The 22,312-nt window shown below is 37.1% G+C and carries 29 protein-coding genes and 1 pseudogene; 26 read left to right on the forward strand and 4 right to left on the reverse strand.

The window, feature by feature from the left end:
- The first annotated feature begins 12 nt into the window (after positions 1-12).
- The 9 genes from AWM71_RS06620 to AWM71_RS06655 all read left to right on the forward strand — a co-directional run bounded on the left by AWM71_RS06620 (position 13) and on the right by AWM71_RS06655 (position 6,310).
- On the forward strand, positions 13-1,245 hold the full coding sequence (locus AWM71_RS06620; protein ID WP_060777211.1) for a hydantoinase/carbamoylase family amidase: 1,233 nt from the start codon (positions 13-15) through the stop codon (positions 1,243-1,245).
- 264 nt (positions 1,246-1,509) lie between these two features.
- A complete protein-coding gene (locus AWM71_RS06625) occupies positions 1,510-2,736 on the forward strand; it encodes a dicarboxylate/amino acid:cation symporter (RefSeq protein WP_060777212.1) in 1,227 nt (408 codons plus the stop codon).
- 32 nt (positions 2,737-2,768) lie between these two features.
- Positions 2,769-2,966, forward strand: coding sequence for a sulfur carrier protein ThiS (gene thiS, locus AWM71_RS06630; protein ID WP_060777213.1), 198 nt, complete (start codon positions 2,769-2,771; stop codon positions 2,964-2,966).
- Between the two features lies 1 nt (position 2,967).
- Positions 2,968-3,591, forward strand: a complete 624-nt coding sequence (thiF, locus tag AWM71_RS06635) for a sulfur carrier protein ThiS adenylyltransferase ThiF (protein ID WP_060777214.1) — start codon at positions 2,968-2,970, stop codon at positions 3,589-3,591.
- Positions 3,581-4,351 (forward strand): thiazole synthase, encoded by a 771-nt coding sequence (locus AWM71_RS06640; protein ID WP_060777215.1) that lies wholly within the window; start codon positions 3,581-3,583, stop codon positions 4,349-4,351. The genes thiF and AWM71_RS06640 overlap by 11 nt, the downstream gene beginning before the upstream one ends.
- A gap of 133 nt (positions 4,352-4,484) precedes the next feature.
- Positions 4,485-5,045, forward strand: coding sequence for a hypothetical protein (locus tag AWM71_RS06645; protein ID WP_060777216.1), 561 nt, complete (start codon positions 4,485-4,487; stop codon positions 5,043-5,045).
- Between the two features lie 20 nt (positions 5,046-5,065).
- Positions 5,066-5,200 (forward strand): ADP-ribosylglycohydrolase, encoded by a 135-nt coding sequence (locus tag AWM71_RS08485; RefSeq protein ID WP_236701116.1) that lies wholly within the window; start codon positions 5,066-5,068, stop codon positions 5,198-5,200.
- 85 nt (positions 5,201-5,285) lie between these two features.
- Positions 5,286-5,561: a hypothetical protein gene (locus AWM71_RS06650; RefSeq protein WP_144428640.1), complete on the forward strand. Its 276-nt coding sequence runs from the start codon at positions 5,286-5,288 to the stop codon at positions 5,559-5,561.
- On the forward strand, positions 5,558-6,310 hold the full coding sequence (locus tag AWM71_RS06655; protein ID WP_060777218.1) for a hypothetical protein: 753 nt from the start codon (positions 5,558-5,560) through the stop codon (positions 6,308-6,310). The genes AWM71_RS06650 and AWM71_RS06655 overlap by 4 nt, the downstream gene beginning before the upstream one ends.
- Positions 6,311-6,610: 300 nt before the next feature.
- On the opposite strand, the gene AWM71_RS06660 is transcribed toward AWM71_RS06655, so the two are convergent.
- On the reverse strand, positions 6,611-7,306 hold the full coding sequence (locus AWM71_RS06660; protein ID WP_060777219.1) for a MurR/RpiR family transcriptional regulator: 696 nt from the start codon (positions 7,304-7,306) through the stop codon (positions 6,611-6,613).
- Between the two features lie 43 nt (positions 7,307-7,349).
- On the opposite strand from AWM71_RS06660, the gene AWM71_RS06665 reads away from it, so the two are divergent.
- The 5 genes from AWM71_RS06665 (at position 7,350) to AWM71_RS06685 (ending at position 12,393) form a co-directional block, all read left to right on the forward strand.
- Positions 7,350-7,985, forward strand: a complete 636-nt coding sequence (locus tag AWM71_RS06665) for an AAA family ATPase (protein WP_060777220.1) — start codon at positions 7,350-7,352, stop codon at positions 7,983-7,985.
- 34 nt (positions 7,986-8,019) lie between these two features.
- On the forward strand, positions 8,020-9,321 hold the full coding sequence (locus AWM71_RS06670; protein WP_060777221.1) for a PTS sugar transporter subunit IIC: 1,302 nt from the start codon (positions 8,020-8,022) through the stop codon (positions 9,319-9,321).
- Positions 9,322-9,325: 4 nt separating this feature from the next.
- On the forward strand, positions 9,326-9,640 hold the full coding sequence (locus tag AWM71_RS06675; RefSeq protein ID WP_060777222.1) for a PTS sugar transporter subunit IIB: 315 nt from the start codon (positions 9,326-9,328) through the stop codon (positions 9,638-9,640).
- 9 nt (positions 9,641-9,649) lie between these two features.
- The gene (locus AWM71_RS06680) at positions 9,650-9,967 is read left to right on the forward strand and encodes a PTS sugar transporter subunit IIA (protein WP_060777223.1); all 318 of its coding nucleotides are present in this window, start codon (positions 9,650-9,652) and stop codon (positions 9,965-9,967) included.
- Between the two features lie 242 nt (positions 9,968-10,209).
- Positions 10,210-12,393, forward strand: coding sequence for an SHIRT domain-containing protein (locus tag AWM71_RS06685; protein WP_060777224.1), 2,184 nt, complete (start codon positions 10,210-10,212; stop codon positions 12,391-12,393).
- A gap of 207 nt (positions 12,394-12,600) precedes the next feature.
- Here the strand turns inward: AWM71_RS06685 and AWM71_RS06690 are convergent, their stop codons facing one another.
- Entirely contained in the window at positions 12,601-15,438 is a 2,838-nt protein-coding gene (locus AWM71_RS06690) for an LPXTG cell wall anchor domain-containing protein (RefSeq protein ID WP_060777225.1), read from the reverse strand.
- A gap of 329 nt (positions 15,439-15,767) precedes the next feature.
- Between AWM71_RS06690 and AWM71_RS08580 the strand changes: the two genes are divergently transcribed.
- Positions 15,768-15,899, forward strand: a complete 132-nt coding sequence (locus AWM71_RS08580; protein ID WP_256379434.1) for a hypothetical protein — start codon at positions 15,768-15,770, stop codon at positions 15,897-15,899.
- Positions 15,896-16,270 (forward strand): annotated as a pseudogene (locus AWM71_RS06695) (hypothetical protein); the annotation flags it as partial. The gene AWM71_RS08580 and the pseudogene AWM71_RS06695, both read left to right, overlap by 4 nt.
- Before the next feature lie 378 nt (positions 16,271-16,648).
- Here AWM71_RS06695 and AWM71_RS06700 read toward each other — a convergent pair.
- Complete coding sequence (locus AWM71_RS06700; RefSeq protein WP_060777227.1) at positions 16,649-17,800, reverse strand: tyrosine-type recombinase/integrase; 1,152 nt, start codon at positions 17,798-17,800, stop codon at positions 16,649-16,651.
- Positions 17,801-17,998: 198 nt separating this feature from the next.
- Entirely contained in the window at positions 17,999-18,733 is a 735-nt protein-coding gene (locus tag AWM71_RS06705) for a helix-turn-helix domain-containing protein (protein WP_060777228.1), read from the reverse strand.
- 122 nt (positions 18,734-18,855) lie between these two features.
- Between AWM71_RS06705 and AWM71_RS06710 the strand changes: the two genes are divergently transcribed.
- From AWM71_RS06710 to AWM71_RS06745, 10 genes are all read left to right on the forward strand, one after another.
- Entirely contained in the window at positions 18,856-19,083 is a 228-nt protein-coding gene (locus AWM71_RS06710) for a helix-turn-helix transcriptional regulator (protein ID WP_060777229.1), read from the forward strand.
- A 55-nt stretch (positions 19,084-19,138) separates the two neighbouring features.
- A complete protein-coding gene (locus AWM71_RS08585) occupies positions 19,139-19,264 on the forward strand; it encodes a BRO-N domain-containing protein (RefSeq protein WP_256379435.1) in 126 nt (41 codons plus the stop codon).
- Between the two features lie 137 nt (positions 19,265-19,401).
- A complete protein-coding gene (locus tag AWM71_RS08590) occupies positions 19,402-19,527 on the forward strand; it encodes a hypothetical protein (protein ID WP_256379436.1) in 126 nt (41 codons plus the stop codon).
- Between the two features lie 97 nt (positions 19,528-19,624).
- Entirely contained in the window at positions 19,625-19,951 is a 327-nt protein-coding gene (locus AWM71_RS06715; protein ID WP_060777230.1) for a hypothetical protein, read from the forward strand.
- A complete protein-coding gene (locus tag AWM71_RS06720) occupies positions 19,935-20,234 on the forward strand; it encodes a type II toxin-antitoxin system mRNA interferase toxin, RelE/StbE family (RefSeq protein WP_060777231.1) in 300 nt (99 codons plus the stop codon). Before AWM71_RS06715 ends, AWM71_RS06720 begins: the two co-directional genes overlap by 17 nt.
- A gap of 100 nt (positions 20,235-20,334) precedes the next feature.
- Positions 20,335-20,508, forward strand: a complete 174-nt coding sequence (locus AWM71_RS06725) for a CopG family transcriptional regulator (protein WP_236701117.1) — start codon at positions 20,335-20,337, stop codon at positions 20,506-20,508.
- Between the two features lie 250 nt (positions 20,509-20,758).
- The gene (locus AWM71_RS06730; protein ID WP_060777233.1) at positions 20,759-21,064 is read left to right on the forward strand and encodes a hypothetical protein; all 306 of its coding nucleotides are present in this window, start codon (positions 20,759-20,761) and stop codon (positions 21,062-21,064) included.
- 136 nt (positions 21,065-21,200) lie between these two features.
- Positions 21,201-21,509 carry a hypothetical protein gene (locus AWM71_RS06735; protein ID WP_060777234.1) on the forward strand — a complete coding sequence of 103 codons (309 nt, stop codon included), beginning with the start codon at positions 21,201-21,203 and terminating at the stop codon, positions 21,507-21,509.
- A 67-nt stretch (positions 21,510-21,576) separates the two neighbouring features.
- On the forward strand, positions 21,577-21,870 hold the full coding sequence (locus tag AWM71_RS06740) for a helix-turn-helix domain-containing protein (protein WP_060777235.1): 294 nt from the start codon (positions 21,577-21,579) through the stop codon (positions 21,868-21,870).
- A 113-nt stretch (positions 21,871-21,983) separates the two neighbouring features.
- Positions 21,984-22,307 carry a hypothetical protein gene (locus tag AWM71_RS06745; RefSeq protein ID WP_060777236.1) on the forward strand — a complete coding sequence of 108 codons (324 nt, stop codon included), beginning with the start codon at positions 21,984-21,986 and terminating at the stop codon, positions 22,305-22,307.
- Positions 22,308-22,312: the final 5 nt, after the last annotated feature.

Below are 22,312 nucleotides of genomic sequence, written 5' to 3' on the forward strand. Positions count from 1 at the left end.
AGGAGGCAACGCATGAGTAGTATTAGTGCAGAATCTATTGATGAGATGATTGACTGGTTGGCAAGTTTTACCGAAAAACCTGAAGAAAAGGGAGTGACACGCCCGTTATATACCCAATCTTGGCAACAGGCATTGCTTGGATTAAAACAACGATTTGAAGCTATTGGGATGGTGGTTGAGTTTGACGCTGTTGGTAATCTGATTGCGACAGTTGAGGGAGAAACATATCCTGATGAGGTAATTGCTTGTGGTTCACATATCGATACAGTGACTCGCGGTGGGAAGTTTGATGGACAATTAGGCATCGTCGCAGCCTATTTATCGGTTAAAGAATGCTTGGAAGTTTATGGACGCCCTCAAAAAAGTTTACGGATTATTTGTTTAGCAGAAGAAGAGGGTTCACGTTTTCCTTATGTATTTTGGGGGTCAAAGAATTTCTTTGGGTTGGCCAAAAAAGAAGAAGTTGCTACACTTTGTGATACAGAGGGAATAAGCTTTGAAAAGGCTATGCGAGATTGTGGGTTTGATTATTTAATAGGGCAACCACAATTTTGCAATTTAGCCGCTTGGTTTGAGTTACATATCGAACAAGGTCCTTTGTTAGATAGTCATCATGAAGATTTGGGAATTGTGACAAGCATTGCAGGGCAACATCGATGGGATATCCATCTTAAAGGTGTACAAAATCATGCGGGGACAACGATGATGTCTTATCGCCATGATGCAGTAGATTGTATGGCTCATATCATCTCTAAGCAATTGGATAAAGCCAAAACAGCGGGAGATCCTTTAGTTTTAACTTTTGGTCGGATATCGGTGATACCGAATCAAGTCAATATCGTGCCTGGTCAAGTCACTTTTTCTATGAATTGTCGGCACACAGATGCGAGCTACTTAAATCAGTTCTTGCAAGAATTAGAAGAAGAGATTTATGCAACGGCTGATCATTATGGGATTGAAGCAAGCATTGATAAATGGATGTCAGACGATCCAACGCCATTACATCCAGAGATTATTCATTTATTGGAAGCACAAGCAACTAAGCAAGGGTATGCCTATCGTTTGATGTCTTCTGGCGCAGGACAGGATACGCAAATTTTTGCACCATTTGTCAAATCAGGAATGATCTTCGTACCATCCAAAGATGGTGTTAGTCATGCACCAGAAGAATATACCGCTCCCAAAGAAGCGGTACATGGCGTGCGCTTATTGAGTGAATCGCTTCGAGATTTAGCTTATTCTTAGAATAATTTATTTGTTGAGAAGTTAACCAGGATGAATGAAACAATTGAATAAAAATACATTGAGAGTATTTTACTGACGAATAAGGAAGTGGATACGAAGGGGCACACCACCACGGGTATGATGTCTTTTCGCGTCTTTTTTTTTGACCTACAGGAGTAATGGTTTAGGTCAGTCAATTAAAATGATAAGAAATAGGATATGAATTTTGCCATCGTATCACAATCTAACAGAAAAAAGAGGGCTTGAAATAAGGAGTGGTAAAAAATGAAAAAAATACAGCTGACCAGTCAAATTCTGATCGCGATGATTTTAGGTTTGGTAGCAGGCTCGTTTTTTGGAGAAAGAATTGCGTGGATACAGTTAATCGGAGACCTATTTTTACGCGGTATACAAATGGCGGTTGTCGTAATGATTATGGGAGCTGTCATTGAAGCGGTTGGTCAATTAAATCCAAAAGAGTTGGGAAAAGTAGGCGGGAAGTTAGCTGCTTGGTTTGTTGGGGGAACCTTGGTGTCTGCTGCTGTGGGCTTGCTGTTTGCACAATGGATTCGTCCTGGAGAAGGGTTGTCACTAACCTTATCTCAAAATAATTTAGCCGCTCAAACTAAAATTCCAAGTTTGCGCGAGACAATTTTGAATTTTGTACCAAGCAACATTATGAAAGCTATGAGTGAAGGCAATATGATCCAAGTGATTATTTTTGCACTCTTTTTTGGGTATGCTTTGAGTTTATTAAGTAGTCAAAAAGAAATGACAAATTTAAAAGAAAGTATTCATCAATTTAATCAGATTATTATTGAAATGATTAAGCAAGTGATGAAATTGGCACCAATCGGTATTTTTGCATTACTAGCAGGGGTTACTGGTAAAGTGGGCTTACAAATTATCTTGCCGTTAGTTAAATTTTTGCTGACAATGGGGGTAGCTACTATTGTTGTTTTTGTGGGATGGCTAGTATTAGTGGGCATTTATTGCCAAGTTTCTCCTATTCTTGTTTTGAAAAAGATGTGGAGAATGAGTTTAGTGGCTTTTACTACGACCTCTTCTTCTATTACTTTACCTATTGAAATGGAAGATCAAGAAAATAAATTAGGAGTTTCTAAACGAATTTCAGGAGTAGCAGCTCCTTTGGCAATGGCAATGAATAGTAACGGATTAGCCATTTATTTGTCCATTGCGGTGGTGACCTTAAGTCAAATTTATAATTTACAATTGTCAACGGGTCAATTATTACAAACGATTATTTTATCAACGCTATGTACATTTGGTACGGTTACTGTACCAGGAGGTGGATTGGTGGCCTTAGCCATTGTTGTCCCTGCTTTAGGATTACCTTTAGAAAGTGTAGCGTTATTAGCGGGAGTAGATTGGTTTTCAGGAATGTTTAGAACTTTATTGAATGTTGATGGAGATACTTTTATTGCGATGTTGATTGCAAAAGATGAAAAAGAATTAGATTATCGTTTATTAAAGGATCCCGCTAATATTTAATTAGAAAGTAATAAAAGAAAGGAGGCAGGTAGGTGTTAACTTTAAATCATCAAAAAATAGCATATCATCCTAATGAAACGGTATATGCTTTATTGAAGCGGACACATTTCAGTACGACATTTGTCGCTGTAGAAGTCAATGGACGATTAATCAAACGAGAAAATTTTGAACAAGAGGTTATTCCAGAAAGGGCAACTATTGAAGTTTTTAGTATTGTAGGAGGAGGATAGAATGGATGATACAGCATTACGTGAAAAAGTATTGAAACGTCAATTACCAAAAGATAATGCTCTGTTTCAATCGCAACACATCACGATACTGGGGTGTGGAGGATTAGGATCAAATATTGCAATGATGTTATCCCGTGCAGGTATTGGTAAGTTATCTCTTTATGATTATGATACCATTGAATATTCTAATTTGAATCGGCAAAACTATACTGTGGATGAAATAGGGCAATCAAAAGTAGCTATAACTAAAGCTAAAATTCAAAAAACGGTTCCTTATGTTAGAGTTGAAGCTTTTGATCAACGGATTGACCCTGATTATTTAGAAAGTATTCTTCACTCTTCTTCTTTATTTATTGAAGCGTTTGATGATCAACAAGCTAAAGCAATGGCAGTAGATATATTTATGCATCATCCAGATAAATATTTAATTACAGCTTCAGGTGTATCTGGATTAGGTCAACTAGAGGATATTCAAGTCAAATATTGTGATAATTTGTGTTTGATTGGCAACTTTAAAACGACACCTGATCAAGGACTATATCTTCCTTATGTGTCGATAGTTGCAAGTTTACAAGCTTTAGAGGCATTAAAATGGATAAAAAATGGAGGCACTTATGGAAAATAATGATTATTTAGTATTAGGTGGTAAGAAATTTACTTCACGGTATATTTTAGGTTCTGGAAAATATTCTGTTGAATTAATTGATGCAGCAGTTCATAGTGCAGGAGCGCAGATGATTACTGTGGCGATTCGTCATGCGGGGAATGAACAAGCGGCAAGTATTTTAAGTCATATTCCCAAGGAAGTGACGATTGTACCAAATACAAACGGAGCGACAAATGTAGAAGAAGCAGTTAAAATTGCACGTCTTGCGAGAGAAATGGGGTGTGGACGGTTTGTTAAATTAGAAATTATGCGTGATAGAAAGTATTTATTACCAGATAATTACGCTACTTTGAAGGCAACCGAGCAGCTAGCGGAGGAAGGTTTTGTGGTATTGCCTTATATGTATCCAGATTTACAAGTGGCGCGTGATTTACAATCAGCTGGTGCAAGTGCTATTATGCCTTTGGCAGCCCCGATTGGATCGAATAAAGGATTAGTGACTAAAGAATTTATTCAAATGATCATTGACGAGATTGCTCTCCCCGTGATTGTTGATGCAGGAATTGGAGTACCAAGTCAAGCAGCTGAAGTAATGGAAATGGGAGCAGCTGCTGTGATGGCTAATACAGGTGTAGCGACCGCTAAAGACATTGTTTTAATGGCTAAAGCGTTTAAGTTAGGTATTGAAGCGGGAAGAACAGCTTATTTAGCAGGACCAGGACGTGTATTAATGCATGGCGCAGCGCCTTCGTCTCCTAAACGCGATGATGAAAAATAATCAGGTAAGATACATGTTTTAAAATAATTAATTGGCGTAACAGGTTAAATCCTGTTGCGCTTTTTAGATAGAACACTTTTTGTATGATCATATGGCGTGGTATACTAGAGCTAAGTAAAAGGGGGAGTGTTAAATGTTAGAACGCGAAAAAGCTATTTATTTTGATATGGATGGCGTCCTAACACACTATTATCCCGAAGATTTTTCTGGACCGCATCCTTTATGGCTGAGTGATCCAGATTACTTTTTGCATTGTAAGCCTAATGTCCATATGATGCGTGTGTTAGAACAATTGACGCAACAAGTTTCGTCTATGTTACATGTTGGAATCATTACGAGTGTAGCTTTAACACCAAAACATTTTAGGACACAAAGTCAGGCTAAGAGGATGTGGTTAAAGCAGCAGTTGAGTGAACGGGCTTTTGATGCGCTGACTTTTGATGTCACAGTAAGTAGTAAGGCACAAGTGGCTAAGGAGAGATTACAAGAACGTGTCCAGTATCCCGTACAACAATTAACCTCCCGTGATTTTTTAATTGATGATTACATGGTCAATATTTTGTCATGGGATGAATCAGGAGGACGAAGTATCAAATACGCTAATGGGATTAATAACCCACGGTCTTATAATGGCTTTGTTATTGGACAAGAGATGACCAGTGAGGATATTGTTCAGTTTTTGTTGGCTTTGTAAGCGATAAAGGAGGAGGGCCCATGTTAGGGGCTATAGTAGGAGATGTTGTAGGGTCACGATTTGAACGGCACAATTATCGGGGAAAAGATTTTGAATGGCTAACGCCCACCTGTCGAGTGACGGATGATAGTGTACGGATGATAGTGTACGGATGATAGTGTAATTACACTAGCTGTTGCACAGGCATTACTATAGGAAGCTCCTGTATTTTTGGCCTTGCCTCAAACCGTGATAACTTGTATGCAAAGATTAGGTAGACAATATCCGCATGTTGGCCATGGTCCTCGATTTAAGCAGTGGTTAACTAGTGAGAGACCTCAACCTTATTATAGTTATGGTAATGGGGCAGCGATGCGGGTGAGTCCGTGTGCCGTTAGCTATCAAAAAATTGCTGAGGAAATTTTATCACAACATCCCGAAGCATGGACGCATCCTGAATTTGGAGAATGGGTCCAAGGATATGGGGGTCAACAGTATGCACAAGAAAATGAAAGGGAAAGGAAGCTTTCGCAGTGAAATTATTAGTGAATCCCACAGAAGTATCTAGGTGGTATTTTGGAGATTTGTTTGATCAAGAGTTACTTGATGACTCGTGCTTGCTGCATCGAATGATGATAAATTGGCAAACGTTAAAAGCTATTAGTCGACGATTACCCGCTAAAAAAGAAGGAATGATTCTCTATTATGGATCAGGCGATTACCATTATTTAACATTGGCCAATTTATTGTCTGTTGATCAAGCATACACTTTGGTGGTATTGGATCATCACATTGATGCGGGTGCGTTACTTTTTCCTGAACTTATTTCTTGTGGATCGTGGTTAGCGGACTTAATGCGCGTGTCTCGATCATTACAACATGTGTATGTGTTAGGCCCAGAATCTACTTGTCAGTATGCCCATAAGCCACTAGCCTCATTGGACGATTCTCGGTTGACTTGCATTGAAGAAACGAAGTTACAATATTCTCATTGGGCAGACTTACGTCAACTTTTGTCAGGACAAACCGTATATGTCAGCATTGATGGGGATGTGTTAGATAAGGACGATTTAGCGACGAATTGGGACCAAGGACATGTCAGATTAACTCAACTTTGCGATATGCTTCAAACAATACTAACCCCCCATCAATTATTGGGAGCGGATATGTGTGGGGCAAAACACTGGACAATGTCTCAAGCATTATCTACTCAAGGCCAGAGAGAAATCAAGTTAGAACGGCGATATTTGCAACGCTGTTTTGCAACATTAATGACGCGATTTTAGAAGAGTAAAGACAAATAAATCAAGAAATGAAAAACGACAAAGATAATCTTTGCCGTTTTTTGATGAGTAGACTTTGTTCGGAATTTGCCTAAGAATTCTTTGCTGATAACAGGTAAAGAATAATCGCCAAAATCTATTTTAATAAATAAAGAGAACGGTTACTTATCTGTGAATATAGGACGGCAAATACGAACGATTTAAACAAATTCACGAATTTCGTAAATTTGTTTGTAATTGAGACTACGTGCGTAATAAAAAAGGAAAACGTGTTACACTAAAACTGAACAGAGTCTGTTTCTATTATGTTCTTGTAGAATCATTGAGTGTATTAGCTAATAACCATTCAAATTGGAGGAGGGCGATTCCGTAGAATAAGTGAGGTTCAATATAATCGTGATTGAATGCTGAATAAGTATCTGTACTAATGACTAAATCAACAGATTGGGCAAGAGTAGATTGCTGACAACCTGTAAAAGCGATTGAAGGATGGCGATGATCAGCGTTCATTTGGGCAAGTTCACATAAACGATTGGTTTCTCCAGATTCGGAGATGAAGAAGAGTAGACAGTTGGTGTGTTCTTTTTCAAAAATATATTCTAAATGACTATTGGCTGTGGCACGATAGCCGTAATAATTCAGTTTTTCTGCCATATAATTTGTAAGATTATTAGAATATCCCGAAGCAAGTAACATCATGCGGTTATTTTGAGCTTGTTGTAAGAGAGCAGTGAATTGCCGACTTTGCTGAGGGCTGATTAATCGATTATTAAGTTGAATAGCTGTTGGACGTGTAAGATCATAAACCAACTCGGTATAACCGGAGTAACCGATTTTTTTACACATATTAATGATAGCTGAAGGAGAAAGATACAATAATTCTGCGATTTCACGTATTTTTTTGGCTTTTAATGTCTGTCGATGAGTATAGAGATAGGTTAATATGTGAAATTCTGTGGTATTGAGTTGATATTTTTCTTTGATAAGTTGTAAATCCATCGTTACCCCCTGAATAAATTGATTAAAAAAGGAAGGAATTAATATGTCTGATAAAAAGGAACAAAAAGAACAAGTTCGAATCACAGATCCTTGGGCGAAAATGAAAACGCGAAATAATTTACCTGGAGATGAGGTAATTTCTGCATTACAAAAATCTATTCGCCGAGGAATGGAGAAAGAAGCTTGTGAATTTGCCTATGAAATGTTTATTACTTCTCCACAAATGGAAGAGAAGCTGTGGCGACGTTTATTAGCTATTTCTGTGGAAGATATTGGTATGGCGAATCCAACCGCTGCTATTCTTATTAATCAATTGAATCAAATGCGACAAAATTTTCAATACAACGAATATGATCGTGCGATGTTCTTCTTTCATGCGATACGTTATTTGTGTCAGTCTCAAAAAGATCGATCCAGTGATTTACTTAAGAACTTGGTGATTAAGCGATTTGCTATGGGCTATGTTCCAGAAATACCAGATTACGCTTTAGATAAGCATACCACACGTGGGAAACAAATGGGACGGGGATCAAAGCATTTTTTACATGAAGCCAGTCGCGTGTATCCTCAAGCAAAAGTAACAAACCACTATAAAGAAGAATATGATCAATTACTCGATCAATATGATCCAAGTCAAACGGTTGATAATGCGTTTATTTTTAATACATGGCAAGTATAATACGAATTGTTCAAAACAGAAATGAGGAATCACAATGCAAAATACTTCATTCATTGATAAAATGAGTCAATTATTAGGACCAGTTTCTGAAAAAGTGGGTAATCAAAGACACTTACAAGCCATTTCTAAAGGAATGATGTTTAGTTTACCTTTTCTAGTGATCGGGTCACTCTTTTTGATTGTTGCAAATCCTCCAATCAATATTGATGCTTATCAGCCAGAAACGGCAAATGTTTTTTGGACGGTATTAGCACAATGGAAATTTGCAGCTATGCAATATTATGATTATTTAACAGCTCCCTTTAATTTAACTGTGGGCATGATTGGTCTAATCTCTTGTTTTGGTATCGCTCATGCACTTGCGGAATATTATCGATTGAATCCAGCGATGAATGGGATGGTTGCCAGTACGATCTTTTTATTGGTTTGTACCCCCATTCAAAAGGGAAAAATTCAATTAGATTTTTTAGGCACTAATGGCTTATTTATTGCCATTATCATAGCGCTTTGTGTTGTGGAAGTAAATCAATTCTTTGAAAAACGAGGCATTCAATTGAAGTTACCTGATAGTATTCCTAGTATGGTGGCTACCTTTGTCAATACGTTATTGCCTCTATTAGTGAATATTGTGATTTTTTACGGCATCAATTTAATATCTATTGCTTATTTTGGGAAAATGTTTCCTGAAGTAGTAATGAATGTTTTAACGCCAGCAACTAGTGCTGCAGGGAGCTTACCAGGGTTCTTGTTGATTGTTACCTTTGGTAATTTACTGTGGTTATTTGGTGTGAATGGCAGTTCGATTATTTTCCCAATAGTGTTTACGTTAGGAATTACAGAAACAGGAATGAATGCTGAATTATGCAAGCAAGGGGCAGAAATGACGCATTTAATGAATTTACAAATGTTTCGTATTTCCGTCTTAGGAGGAGCAGGAGGGACCTTAGGACTGATTTTGTTAATGATTCGAAGTAAAGTGCCTGAACTTAAGACATTAGGGAAGTTAGCCTTGTTACCAGGTATCTGTTCTATTAACGAACCTATTATTTTTGGATTACCGATTGTATTCAATCCTGTGTTAGCCATTCCGTTTTTGATGGTACCCATCGTATCGCTTGTTTTAACTTATTATGCGCAAAAGATAGGATTGATAGGGCTGGGCTATATTGTTGATCCTTCCTTTACTCCCTTCTTTATGCAAAGCTTCTTATCCTCTATGGATTTAAGAAATGTTGTCTTTGCTTTTATTTTAATTTTAATCAGTGCAGGGATATATTATCCATTCTTTAAGGTAATTGAAAAGCAAAAATTAGCTCAGATAAATGTAAAGGAGTAGTATTATGATTCATATTATTTTGGCTTGTGCAGCGGGTATGAGTACTAGTATGCTGGTCACTCAAATGCAAAAAGCAGCTAAAACTCAAGAAGAAGAAGTGAGGATTCGCGCTATTTCAACCAGTGAAATTGATCATGTCGTTGCTACAGAAAAGGTAGATTTAATTTTATTAGGGCCACAAGTGAAATACCAAGAAAAGACGATTAAGGAACGCGTTCAATCTCAAGGCGTGCCTGTTGCTGTCATTGCGATGAGTGATTATGGGCGAATGGATGGAAAAGCCGTATTAAAAGCAGCATTACAGATGATTAAAGGTTAAGAGGAAACTATGGAAGAAGAACTGTTATCAACTATTATGACAATTATTATGAAGAGTGGACAGGCTAAGGATGCTTGTTATCGTGCATTACAAGCTGCAAAAAAAGGAGAAGAAACGGCAACACTTCTGCAAGAAGCCACTGATTTCATGAATGAAGCACATCAAGCACAGACGACATTGATGAGCCAAGAAGCATCTGGTGTAGAGTTTAAGCTGAGTTTGTTGGTAGTTCATGCACAAGATCACTTAATGACAACCTTGACTTATATGGATCTTGTAAAAGAGCTAATTGCTTTATATGAGCAAGGACAAATAAAACGTGACTAACAATGCTTTGACAACAGATTTTAAATAAAAAACAAGCGCGAAAAATGTACCCATTCCAAAAAGTTAGATTTCTAACCTGACTTTTTGGAATGGGTACATTTTTAAGTGGAAAGAAAAAGGGTTATACAATAGACTGTGAAAGTGATAAGCGATGTTCTTGAGTAAAGAGGAAAATAGGAATAAAATAAGAATAATGGATTAGTTATTTATTATTTTATTGAACGAATTAGGAGAAAAATATTATGGGCATTTCAAAAAATAATGTGCGGTGTAAGTTAGAAAAAGAAGCAAAATGTGTGCCTCATTTTGCGATTCGTAAAGTAAAAATGGGAACAGTATCTGTTTTATTAGCCACTTCATTATATGTCATGGCGTCTAATGAAGTAGCGCAGGCGTCATCGACGAACCCAACAACAGTGAAAGAAATGGTTAATAATCAGATAGATAAACAAAGACAAGCCAATGAAAAGTCAGATGAAATGGTGAAGCCATCTGAAAAAGTAGGGGGGAGGCAGACTCTTTCTGTTAATTCAATTAAATCTGAACAAGTTGCTTCTTTAGGGAGCAATGCGACGCATGTTAAAGAAAGGATAACTCAAGGCAGTGCGCAATCTGTTCAAGAAGCGCAATCAATAGTTGATTCGCATCAAAAAGAAGCAGTTGTTTGGACTAAAGAAGATTTTTTATTGGATGAAACAGGGACTAAAATATTAGAACGGCGTCCGACAGATGGAGAGATTCCACAAGGATTGACAGAACAGGGTAAAGAAAAATTAAAAAAATCGGGTGGTCACTTAGTCATTCCAGAGGGGATTACTGAAATTGATGGGCAAGCTTTTTGTTATTATAAAAAGGTACCCAACATTCAAATCACTAGTGTAACGTTTCCTTCCACGCTTAAAAAAATTGGCTTTGGTGCTTTTACAGGAAATGCGATTAGTGGAGAAGTGATTATTCCAGAAGGTGTAGATACTATTGACCATTTGGCTTTTAGAGAAAATAAAATTTCTAAATTAGTTTTGCCTAAGTCATTGAAAGTATTAGGATTACAGTCTTTTGGTTGGAATCAAATTACTGATATAGAGGCTGATTGTGATTTAACAAAAGTAGAAACGAAAAATTACGGTAAGTCCAATATATCTGATGATCCTCGAGATAGCAGTCCATTGGCTGCTCAAACATTGCCAGATATTGTGTTAGTACCTGATTCCAAGCAAGTGGATAAAATACAAGAAAAAATAGTGAATAGACCCTTTATGAGAATGACAGGGAGCTCACAAAATCAAGCCGATCACTTGGAAGTATTTAATGGCGACAATGGAGATGCTTTTTATGTAAATGATATGGGAACAGCCGGAAAGAATAAAGGTGAGTTCATTTTTAATAAAGGGACGCAAGGAAAAATTTGGTCTGTACTAACAGTAAATGGGTATAAGACCCAGAAAGTTGATGGGACTATTGTTGGAAATATGTTGGGACATGGTAGATTTAATCTTAAAATAGCAGGGAAACATAATGTGACATATGCTTTTCAGCCTACGAAAGAGAGTTCTACTCCTCTTCCCCAAGCAGTTATGCAGTTATTACCTGCTAAATCTCAAGCATATGAAACAACTACTGTCAAAGCACCTGCTTTAGCTCAAACGGAATATTCAGAAGCCAATGGTAAGTGGCAATTCAAAGGATGGGACAAGACAGAACAAGTAGTTGGGACTACAGATGTTACCTTTACTGGAACTTGGGCTTTTGTTCCTACTCCTGTCCATCAGGTGAACTATGTATTCCAATCCAGTGATAAAAATTATCCGCTTCCACAAATAATTAAGACAAAAATACCTCAATCAGGTAAGGCAAAAGAAGGCGAAAAGGTCAAAGCACCTGCTTTAGCTCAAACGGAGTATTCAGAAGCCAATGGTAAGTGGCAATTCAAAGGATGGGACAAGGCAGAACAAGTAGTTGGGACTACAGATGTTACCTTTACTGGAACTTGGGCTTTTATACCGACACCAACACCGACGCCAACACCGACGCCAACACCAACACCGACGCCAACACCAACACCAACGCCAACACCGACACCAACGCCAACACCGACGCCAACACCAACACCAACGCCAACACCGACGCCAACACCAACACCAACGCCAACACCAACACCGACGCCAACACCGACACCAACACCAACACCGACGCCAACACCAACACCGACGCCAACACCGACACCGACGCCAACACCGACGCCAACGCCATCACCGACGCCAACACCGACACCAACGCCATCACCAATGCTGAAACAAGCTAGACACCCCAAGTCGTTTGGTACTTATCTTCCAGAAACTGGAGTGGTAGGGAATAGTATATGGTCGTTATTAACCATACTAGGGCTAGTAGGCACCTTCATGCTCCATGGAGAGAAAAAGAAATAAAAAGTATAATTAGATACTAGAAGTAAATGATTCCATTCTATCCTCAATATGTAGTTACAGTTAAAGGATAGGGAGGTAGAAGATGAGTCTTATTAATCATCCTCTTTATGTCAATATAAGGAGGATGATTTTTATATTGAAAGAAGGACAATAAAAAAAGTGTTGGGCAACCCTGTGGGTTGACACCAACACTGACTATTCAAAATATTACTGACGACGACGGAAGCTAAACAAGAATCCTAAAGCACTAAGTGTAAGACTGAATAACGCGGTTGAGTGTGAGATAGCGCCTGTTTGTGGTAAAGTGGATTTTTTCTCAGGCGTAGTAGAGGATGTTAGGTTTTTTGATGGATTAGTTTGCGAGGTGCTATTCGATTTGTTGCCTTGATCAGTGACTTTTATTGCTTTTTGTTGCTGCTGTACTTTCTTTTGAACTAAAGCAAAGTGGCTAAAGTGATCTACTGTAAATTCAGCATACCCTTCTTTGACAGTAGCTTGCATATCTACTAGCGTACCATCAGATTGCACATGGAAGACTTTGGCTTCGGTAACTCCAGAAGTTAAGGCAATCCGCACAGTACGATTGCCAGATGTAGTGACTGGCCTCCCCTTTTTTGTGAGGGTAAAGTTGAAGAGTTGGATATCATAAGATTCTACGTTTGGTACGTGTTGTTTAATAAGTTGTTGTTTAATTTGAGCCAGAGCTTGTGTATTCTCTACTTTTTCGACTTTTACGCCATCTGCATCCAATTTTGGGGATAATTGAAACTTGAATTGTGTTTGTCCTATTTTTTCTTCAATTAGTTTGGATTGTGGAGTAGGGATGTTGTTTTGACCATCTGGTTGAGGTGTCTGAGGTTGCGTTTCTTGCTCAGGCACTTGAGGCGTTTGAGGTTGTGCTTTTTGCTCAGGCACTTGAGGCGTTTGAGGTTGTGCTTTTTGCTCAGGCACTTGAGGCGTCTGAGGTTGTGCTTCTTGCTCAGGTTGTTGTGGTTGAGGAGTTGGTGTTTGTTGAAGGGCTTTGAGTGCTTCTTGATAGATTGTTTCCAGCTGATCAACAGTTTTAACTGTTGAGGCATTCAAGGCCATGGCTGCTGCGGTAAGACGTTTAGCCATTAGCAAGTCGTAATAGTAAGCTTTTTTCGCTTCAAAATGGGATTGACTGGCTAATTGGTAAGCGGCTTTGCTTTGGTCAAGGGCAGTTTGTGCTGCTGAGAGTGCTTGTTGGTCAGCTTGCAGAGCAGCGTTTGCTCGCCGTTGGTTAGCAAGAGCGGATTGCTGTGTGTCTTGGGCAACTTGTAAGTCGTGATTAAACTGATTAAGTGCATTTTGCGCAGTTTGGAGTTGTGCCTTGGTATCCTCATAAGCAATTTGCGCTTTTTGAGCCACTTCTTTGTTTTGTTCATACGTAGTTTTTAAAGGCGCTAGTTTTTTAGCGTCTGCTTCTTGGGCTTGGTTGTATTGCGTAGTTGTTTCTTGAACCGCTTGTGTTTTTTGAATGATTTCAGCTTCCAATTGAGTAAGTTGCTTTGTCAAATTATCTAATAGTTGATCTTGTTCTTTCTTTTGAGAAGTTAAAGATGTAATGGTTTTCGTGTTGTGGTCTCTTTGTTGTTTTAATTTTCTAGCGGCATTTTCTGCTTCTTGTGCTTCCTTTTTGGTTTGTTCTGATCGGGTTCTTGCATCCTGCAGTTGTTGCCCGTAGTCACCTTTAAGAAATGTACTTTCTAGCTGTTGTTCATAATTAGACTGTTCTCTTTCTTTTTGTGTGACGGTTTGTTGAGCATTTTCCAAGGCAGTTTGCGCTGCTGCTTCTTTTTCTTTGAGTGTTTGAAGAGCTTGCTCTTGGGTGATTTTATCTTGAGTTTGTGTTTGGAGAGTTGATGTTAGTCCTTCAAGAACCGCTTGTTCAGATTGATTTTGTTTTGTTAGTTGCTCTACTTTTTGAGTAAGCTCTTCAGTTTCTTTATTTAATCGAGAAATTTCTTCATGTAATTTTAATTCTTGGACCCTTGCTGTTTCATTCGGCTTATTGGTCAACGGTATCAAGTCACGTTGTATATCCTCTTGTCTTTTTTTGTTTTGTTGGATTTTATTATTAGTTTCGTTAATTTGTGTTGTATTGGTCTGTATGTTTTCTTTTGAAGTTTTTATTTTTTTATTGGTTTCTTCAATTTGCGCTAAAACAGAGTTGAGGCTCTCCTTTTTTTGATTTGTTTCGTTTGCTACTTGTTTCTTTTCTTCTGTTTTGCGATCTAATATAGTTTTAGCTTCTTGAATGCCTTTTTCGTATTCAGCTAATTGTGTTTTTTGCGGATCTTTTTCTTTATATGCTTTTAATAATTGATCTTTTTGAGCAGTTAATTCTGCAATCTTGTTGTCTGCTACTTGTGCATCTTTTTCATGCAGTTCTTTTTCCGCTTCTTTTTCTCTTTCCTGACTTTCGAGGTCATTATTTTCTTGGGAAAGGGTATTGAGTTGTTCGTTGGTATTTTTAAGGGTTTGAGTAGTTTTTTCTTGTTTTTGCTTTGCTTCGTCTAATTGTTTTTGAGTAGTGCTTTGTGCAATGATGTTTTGAGATAGCTTTTCTTTTAATTTTTGGGTTTCTTCTGAAGGTTGATTTGCTGCTTCGTAGGCTTTCTTAGCTTTTTCAAGTTCTTGATTGGAAGTGTTCAATACCTCTTTCTTTTCAGTTTCTTCAATTGTCGCTGATTTGACAGCATCTTCCTTACTTTGTTTTTGACTGTTTAGTTGATCTAGTTTTTTTTGTGCTTGTGTTACCGCTTGATCAGCTTTTTCTTTGTCTGTTTGATGTGCAGTTTGATCTGCTTGCGCTTGCTTGAGTGTTGCTGTGTCTTTATCAACTTGTTCTTTCTTTTCTTGTTCATTTTTGGCTGCTTGATCAGCTTTTCCTTTTAAGTTAGATGGTACAGTAGGTGCAGTGTCTTGCTTTTCGGCAGCGTCCACTGAAGTGGTTTGCGTAGTAACTAGCAGACTGGCTGCAGCCATTACCTGTACAGTCCCTAATAACATTTTTTTCTTCATGGTATAACCTCCATTGTATACGTTGCTCATTATTGTTTATTGAAAGAGTGATTGAAAAAATATAAATAACGTTATCTCCCTCAAAACTAGTTTAACAAGAATCAATTTAGAAGATGTGAACAAAGTATGAAATTTTTGAGTACAAACAAATTTCCCCTTTAAAGGTCAGTATTCTAGTCTACGGATTACCTCAAAATTCAAGGGTTATGAAGAAGCTAGCGGATCAACCAGTGGAAATAAACACACTGATTTTAGCTGGAATTTTTGATTTCTTGCGCTTATCCGTGTGGGCACTATCCTCTAATAGTCGATCTAATAGGAATTGCCCGATGAGCCTATTAGAGGAGCTAGGAGGTAAAGGGAAAGTAGCTAAAAGCACAGGTTATTCTTCTGGCGAAGAATTCAAAGAAGCAAGGAAAGTTTTACTTGAAAAGATTGCGAAAGAAGGTGGAAAACAATGACAGAACTTGGAAAAGCTTATGTTCAGATTGTTCCATCAGCTCAAGGTATTTCTGGCTCTATTCAGAAGCTCCTTGGTGGAGAAGCGGATTCTGCTGGAGAAGCAGTTGTGGGAAGCTTAGGATCAAAGCTGGTAGGAACAGCTACGAAAGTGATTGCTGCTGCTGGTATTGGAAAGATGCTCAAAGATTCCATTATGGAAGGCGGAGCATTAGAGCAATCTATTGGTGGGATTGAAACACTTTTTAAAGGATCAGCAGATACTGTTAAAAACTATGCTAAAGAAGCCTATCAAACTGCCGGGATATCAGCTAACCAGTACATGGAGCAAGCTACAAGTTTTAGTGCTTTAGGTAGCTTACCCATCGATACAGGTTTACAGGGAAAGGCTTTTCAAGTGACATGGCTGTCACCAGATCAAAAAGTAGAGCTAGCTTTGCTGAAAGATGATGGCACGCAAGGGCAATTCCGCTATGTGGCGTATGATTGGGATTTAATTAAAATATAAGAAAAAGAGGAGCCCAAAAGCTCCTCTTTTTGTTGATTTTATGCTGACTGGACTGCAAAAAAAGTTAGTAGAAAAGTTAGTAGATTTAAAAGAAAAACTAGTGATTATTAATGATTACTAGTTTTAGTCTTATGCGGCCAAGAGGACTTGAAGTATTCACACCTAACAAAGCCTGTAACTAAAGGATTTATAGCGACTTGCCAACCTTACTTTTATAAATTTGCGTGATATTTGCGTGATGAGTTAGAAATTGATGTATTTTGCAAACTTTTGAACAGATTGCTTTTTACTGTTTTCTGTTACATGAGTATAGACATTCATGGTTGTAGAAATATCTGAATGTCCCATTCTTTCCTTAACGTCTTTCATAGGTACACCAGCTTCAAAGAGCAAACTACAATGAGTATGCCTGAAACCATGAATATTAATCATAGGTAAGTTGTTTCTTTCACAGAACCTAGCTAAGAAGTTTCTAGGGCTAGCGACACTAATCGGAAAATTTTCGCTTTCCTTCCTGAAAATAAATTCATCACTTCCTAATAAGTTATAGCCAAGTTTCAGAAATAACTTAGCTTGTTCCGTCTTCCACTTTCTAATAATCTTCATGGTTTCACTGTCAACGTTTAGCGTTCTAGTACTACTTTGATTTTTAGGGTCGCCTATATATAGCCCTTGTTCGCCTAGCTTAACGGCTTTGTTAACTGTGATAGTGGATTGCTTAAAGTTGATATCCTCCCAAGTTAAGGCTAGAGCTTCCCCACGTCTTAGGCCCGTGAATGCCAATATCCTGAAAAAACATAGCCATTTAAGGCTATCTTCTTGTTGAAGGCAATTGAAAAATAATTCTAGTTCATCTTTGCTATAAAAATCTTTTTCACGCTGTGGACTATCGTACTGTAATTTCTTTTTAGGAATAGCCACCCTAGAACATGGATTGCTTTGTATATAGTCAAGAGTTACCCCATATTGTAAAACACGCTTTAAATAACTAAAGATTTTTTTATGCTTCTTATATTTCCTATGCCATTCATTAACAACTTTCTGAACGGTTTTAGGCTGTAACTTAGTAATAAGAATATTGCCCAACGGTGGCAGTATATGCAATCTGAAATAAGTTTTTGTATTTCTTAGCGTACTTTTAGTTACGTTCAACTTATACTGTTCTAGCCATTCATGGTATAATTGAGTTACAGTTATAAAGTTTTTATTTTGCAAGCTAAGGCCACTATCAAACTTTCTTGATTCTTGTTTGAAGTAGTCGACGGCTTGCTTTTTTGTTTTAAATCCTCTTTTTGTAAATTGAACTTGTTTCCCAGTTTCCTCATCTTTCCCTAGATAGGCTTTGACTTCCCAAAATTTACCTTTTGAATTTTCATACTGCTTAAATGTTGCCATAACGGTGTTCCTTTCTTAATAACTCCCCCGAGGCTAAGAAAAAGAACTGAGTAGGGCGGATCACTGTTTGAGTGATGTTTTTTAATCGTACGTTAATCGTGTAAAAGTCGTAGTTATGCGGCTTTTTTGTTTGTCCTTTAGTCTTATAAAGACATCAACGTCGTCTTTAATTGCTTTGTGTGAATATTTTTTTAGTTGTTAAATTTTGTTGTTCTGTTCTTCTTCCAATTTAGACTCTATGATAAATTGCTGATCATCTTTTTCATATTTTTCCCACAAAAGGCTTAACAGCATTTTAGTATTGGACAATATAGCTTGAAGTTGGTTCACTAAGTCTTTATCTACATCATCGGGCAATTTTTGAGAACAATATTTTATATCTTCAATTTCACAGTATAAGTCAAGAATTGGAAAATAAAATTTCTCTATGAGTTGTTTATTATTAAGGATTATAAAACTATTAGCTAATTCATCATTAACAAATTCCAACACATTATTTTTTAGTTGACTATAACTAAAATTATCAAGCCCGCTTTTGTTGCTAAACCAGTCTTCTTTAGTAAATAAGTCCATAAAGTCATTTTTTACTGATTTTGCAAATTTAAAAGGCTGTTCAAGAATATAGCGACATTCTTCTTTTCCTTTGTTTTTCTCTACATAAGAGAAAATATAAGAGTAAATAAGAGATTCAATAAATTCTTCTTTATTGCCATACATCAATTCATCCACCGAGATACCACCTAAGTCCGCTATTGCCTGTAAAGTCATATCATTAGGAATATTTTCGCCTCTTTCCCACTTTGAAACATTACTTTTCCCCGTCTTTAATCCCGTTATATTTTTTATACTATCGGCGAAGCTTTCTAACGTTTGCTTTTTAGAAACTCTAATTCTTTTTATTCTAGTTCCTAGATCTTTTTTATTAACTTCCATTATCTCACCACCTTTGCATAAATTTTACCACAGGTTTAAAAAGTTGAAAATATGAGTTGACAGAATAAAAAAGATTAATTAGAATAAAGGTGTAAAATGTTGAAAGCAAGGAGGTGTTGAAAATGCAAATGGTAAAGCCAATGCGTAAATTTATGGGGCTTACTCAGTCAGATATGGCAAAAAAATTAAATATTTCTAGACAATCCTATTACTTGAAAGAAAACGAAAAAACGCCATTTACCGACAAAGAAAAAGCAGTGATAAAGAAAACATTCAATGCTGCGTTCCCTAACGCTACTATTGACGATATTTTTTTTAGCACAAATGTGTCGAAAGTTGAAATTTATTGAGTTGACAATCCTTTCCCCGAGGCTAAGAAAAGAAACTGATAAGGAGATCAAAAATATGAAACAATCAGAGATATTTAACTTTGAAGATAAAGAGGTTAGCACTGTAATTATTGATGATGAACCTCATTTTAATTTGAACGATTGTTTTGAGATTTTAGAGATATCCAACATGAAAAGCTAAAGCACGATTAAATAAAAAAAGGTATCCATAGTACGGACACCCTTACTAGTGGAAAAGTTCGCTGAGGATCACCCCCACATACGTGGGAAAAAGGTCAAGAAAACCAGAAGCGGAAAAATTCGCTGATTAGGTCACAAGTGAAGTCTTGCCAACAACACGGGGCTTACTTAGCTAATCAAGTCATAGATCAAGTCTTTGAGGATCCTGATACCTTAAACGTGACGTATGTTTTAGATGATGAGCATAAAAAAACAGATCTTTGAAAATTGAATAAAAATAAGGGCAAAAGGTATCGACAAATAAAGTAAATTCCTTTAAAATGTAATTACAGGAGTAATTACATAGAGGAGTGATATTACAATGGTAGTCAAAGCACGACAACAAGGAAATGCGTTAGTTGTCACAATTCCTAAAGCGTTCAACGTTGAAGCGGGGACAAGCTTTACCCCACGTTTGCAAGAAGATGGAATCTTTTTCGAGCGAGTGGAGACTGTTCCTCGTTTAATCGACGAATACGACGATCTTCTTTTAACCGACCTCATTCAAGAAGGGTATACAGACGGCAAAGAAATTCTTAAGGAGATGTCAAAGCGTAAAACACTCATGGAGAATCGCTTGAATGAGCTAATGAATGAACCCGCTAGTGAAATGACTGAGGAGGATTTTAAACGTGAGTTTAACTTATAGAGTCCTCTTCAGAAATAGCGCTAAAAAAGAACTCAAAAAGCTGAAAGATAAGCAATTGCTGAAATTAATTAGTTATGAAATTTTCCAAGTTATTGCTAAAAATCCTTATAACGGAGATAGGAAAAAGGGCGGTTTAAAAGATATTTATACTCAGCCTATTCACTATCAAAAATCTCAATATAGAATTGCGTATACGATACAAGAAGAGGCCGTAACAGTAGAAATTATTCAAGTCGGAAGTCGTGAGAATTTCTACAAGGAATTAACGAGAAAGATACCCTAGTCAAAAAATGTTAGGGTATTTTTTATGAAGGCTATTGACATTGTGGAACTCATGAAGTATTACAACTTTGTGGAACTCATTTAGTAGGAGGTGAACACCTTTGACTAGTTCCAAAATGGGTAGACCCAAAGCTAAAAATCCTTTAAATGTTGATATAAAAGTTCGTATAGATGAACATATCAACAAACAACTTCTTGAATATTGCAAAAAGCACAATATCACCAGAGCAGAAGCTGTAAGAAGGGGAATTCATTTAGTTTTGAAGTCTGAATAAATAAAAAAAGCGCTCAAGTTGTCCTAACGCCAATCAGAACACAACTCAAGCGCCCCACCACCTAAAAGGTACACCTAAAAGGTACGCCAAAAAGGTAGCAAGAACATTATAACATAATCTTGCCCTTATTTGGTGAATCATTTAACAGATAACGGGCGAATCGACATTAAGCCCTTATTTGTTAAACACAAACAAGGGCTTTTATTATGAAATAAAGTTCAACATTAAAGCAAGAAGGAGAATCGAAGACATGGAAGAATTAACACCACAAGAAAAACGGTTGATTACTCTTCTACCCAGAGGAAAGGAGAATGCTAGAAACGGAACGTATTTAAGTCGTTTATTAGGAATTGAGAGAAGGAGCTTTTTCTCACTTATTGAAGGGCTGAGACGTAAAGGTTGCTTTATAGGATCGAGCAGGAAAAATCCAAAAGGGTACTACTTAGTAGCAAACGAAGAAGAAAAAGATCACTTTTTAGCGAGCTATAAAGCCCAAGTGAAAAGAGAAATAGAAACACTGAAAATTTTAGAAAGGAATGTTGAACAATGGAACTAAGTCCGTTAACTCTTAAACTGATTATTATCGCACTCGTGATATTTATCCATTGGCTTATGTTTTTCAAAATGGAAGATTTGGAAGAAGAGAATGCGGTACTAAAATCAAAACTAAAAAAATTTAAGGAGTGGTGAAAATGAAGAGCAAGGAATTTACAACTACCACACCCCAAGAGGAACAAGAAACCATCATCACGTACGATAGAAAACTGGATGAGTGGCACCTTTATACTGATGTTCCTAAGCACGCTAGAAAGTGGCAAGAGCGAATCATACCAGAAAGAGAAATCTATAACGAAAGTACCAACCAACTAATTGGTATCGAGGGAAAAATTAAAGGGAGTGTATCAGTAAATAAAATCAGAGTAATGAGTTATGAACAAAAGAAAAAGGCTAGTGAGCGAATGAAGAAAATGCATTCTAAGCCTAGTATCGCAATCAACTAATTAAGAAAAAAAGATCAATTAGGCTAAGCAAGGTATTTATATACCCGAGCTAGAAAGGAGCGAAAAAATGCCACTAACATTGGAACTGCCAGATCAATTTTATAAAGAGCTTCAAGAAAGTATGAAGGCTTGCTACATTCACGCCGTAGAAGAAGCAAGAAGAGACGTGGCTATCACTAAAGATTACTTGACTATTCAAGAAGCTATCAAGTTATACGGTGTAAGTCGAAATACTTTTACAAAGTGGACGGGGCTAGGACTGCCCTTTTACAAGGTGGAAGGCAAGCAATTTTATAGCCGTAAAGAAATCAATAACTTTATTAAAGACCATCAAAGCAATGAAAAAAGCTTGCTAAAATAGCAAGCCACATAAAAGATACAGCAACAAGAACACAACACTTTTTCCCCTTGTTGCCTTCTCTTATTCTAGTAAACCGAAGCAAAAATAGCAAGAAGAAAGAGAGAACATAGACCATGGAAACAAAACTAAACGATAAAGCGATAAATTACTTAACAGCAGAGCAAAATAAAAAAATTGCTTCAAAATTGCTTCCTATATTGAGATTGATTGAATTTTATGAAATAAAAGAAAGCCTCGCTCTTTCTGCTTACGCTTCAAGTAAAACAGAAAAAGCAAGCGAAGAAATAAAAAAATGTTCTGAAAAGCTTAGTGATTTATTTATTGATGCAATAGTTCACGATTACCGAGAGATTATAGATAACGTTTATTGTGCTTTGGAAAATAGCGACGACATCAAAGATTTAAACGACAGTTTAAGAAATCTAGGGATTAAGTAAATGGA

The organism is Aerococcus christensenii (assembly GCF_001543105.1).
In the GTDB taxonomy this organism is placed as follows: Bacteria; Bacillota; Bacilli; order Lactobacillales; family Aerococcaceae; genus Aerococcus; species Aerococcus christensenii.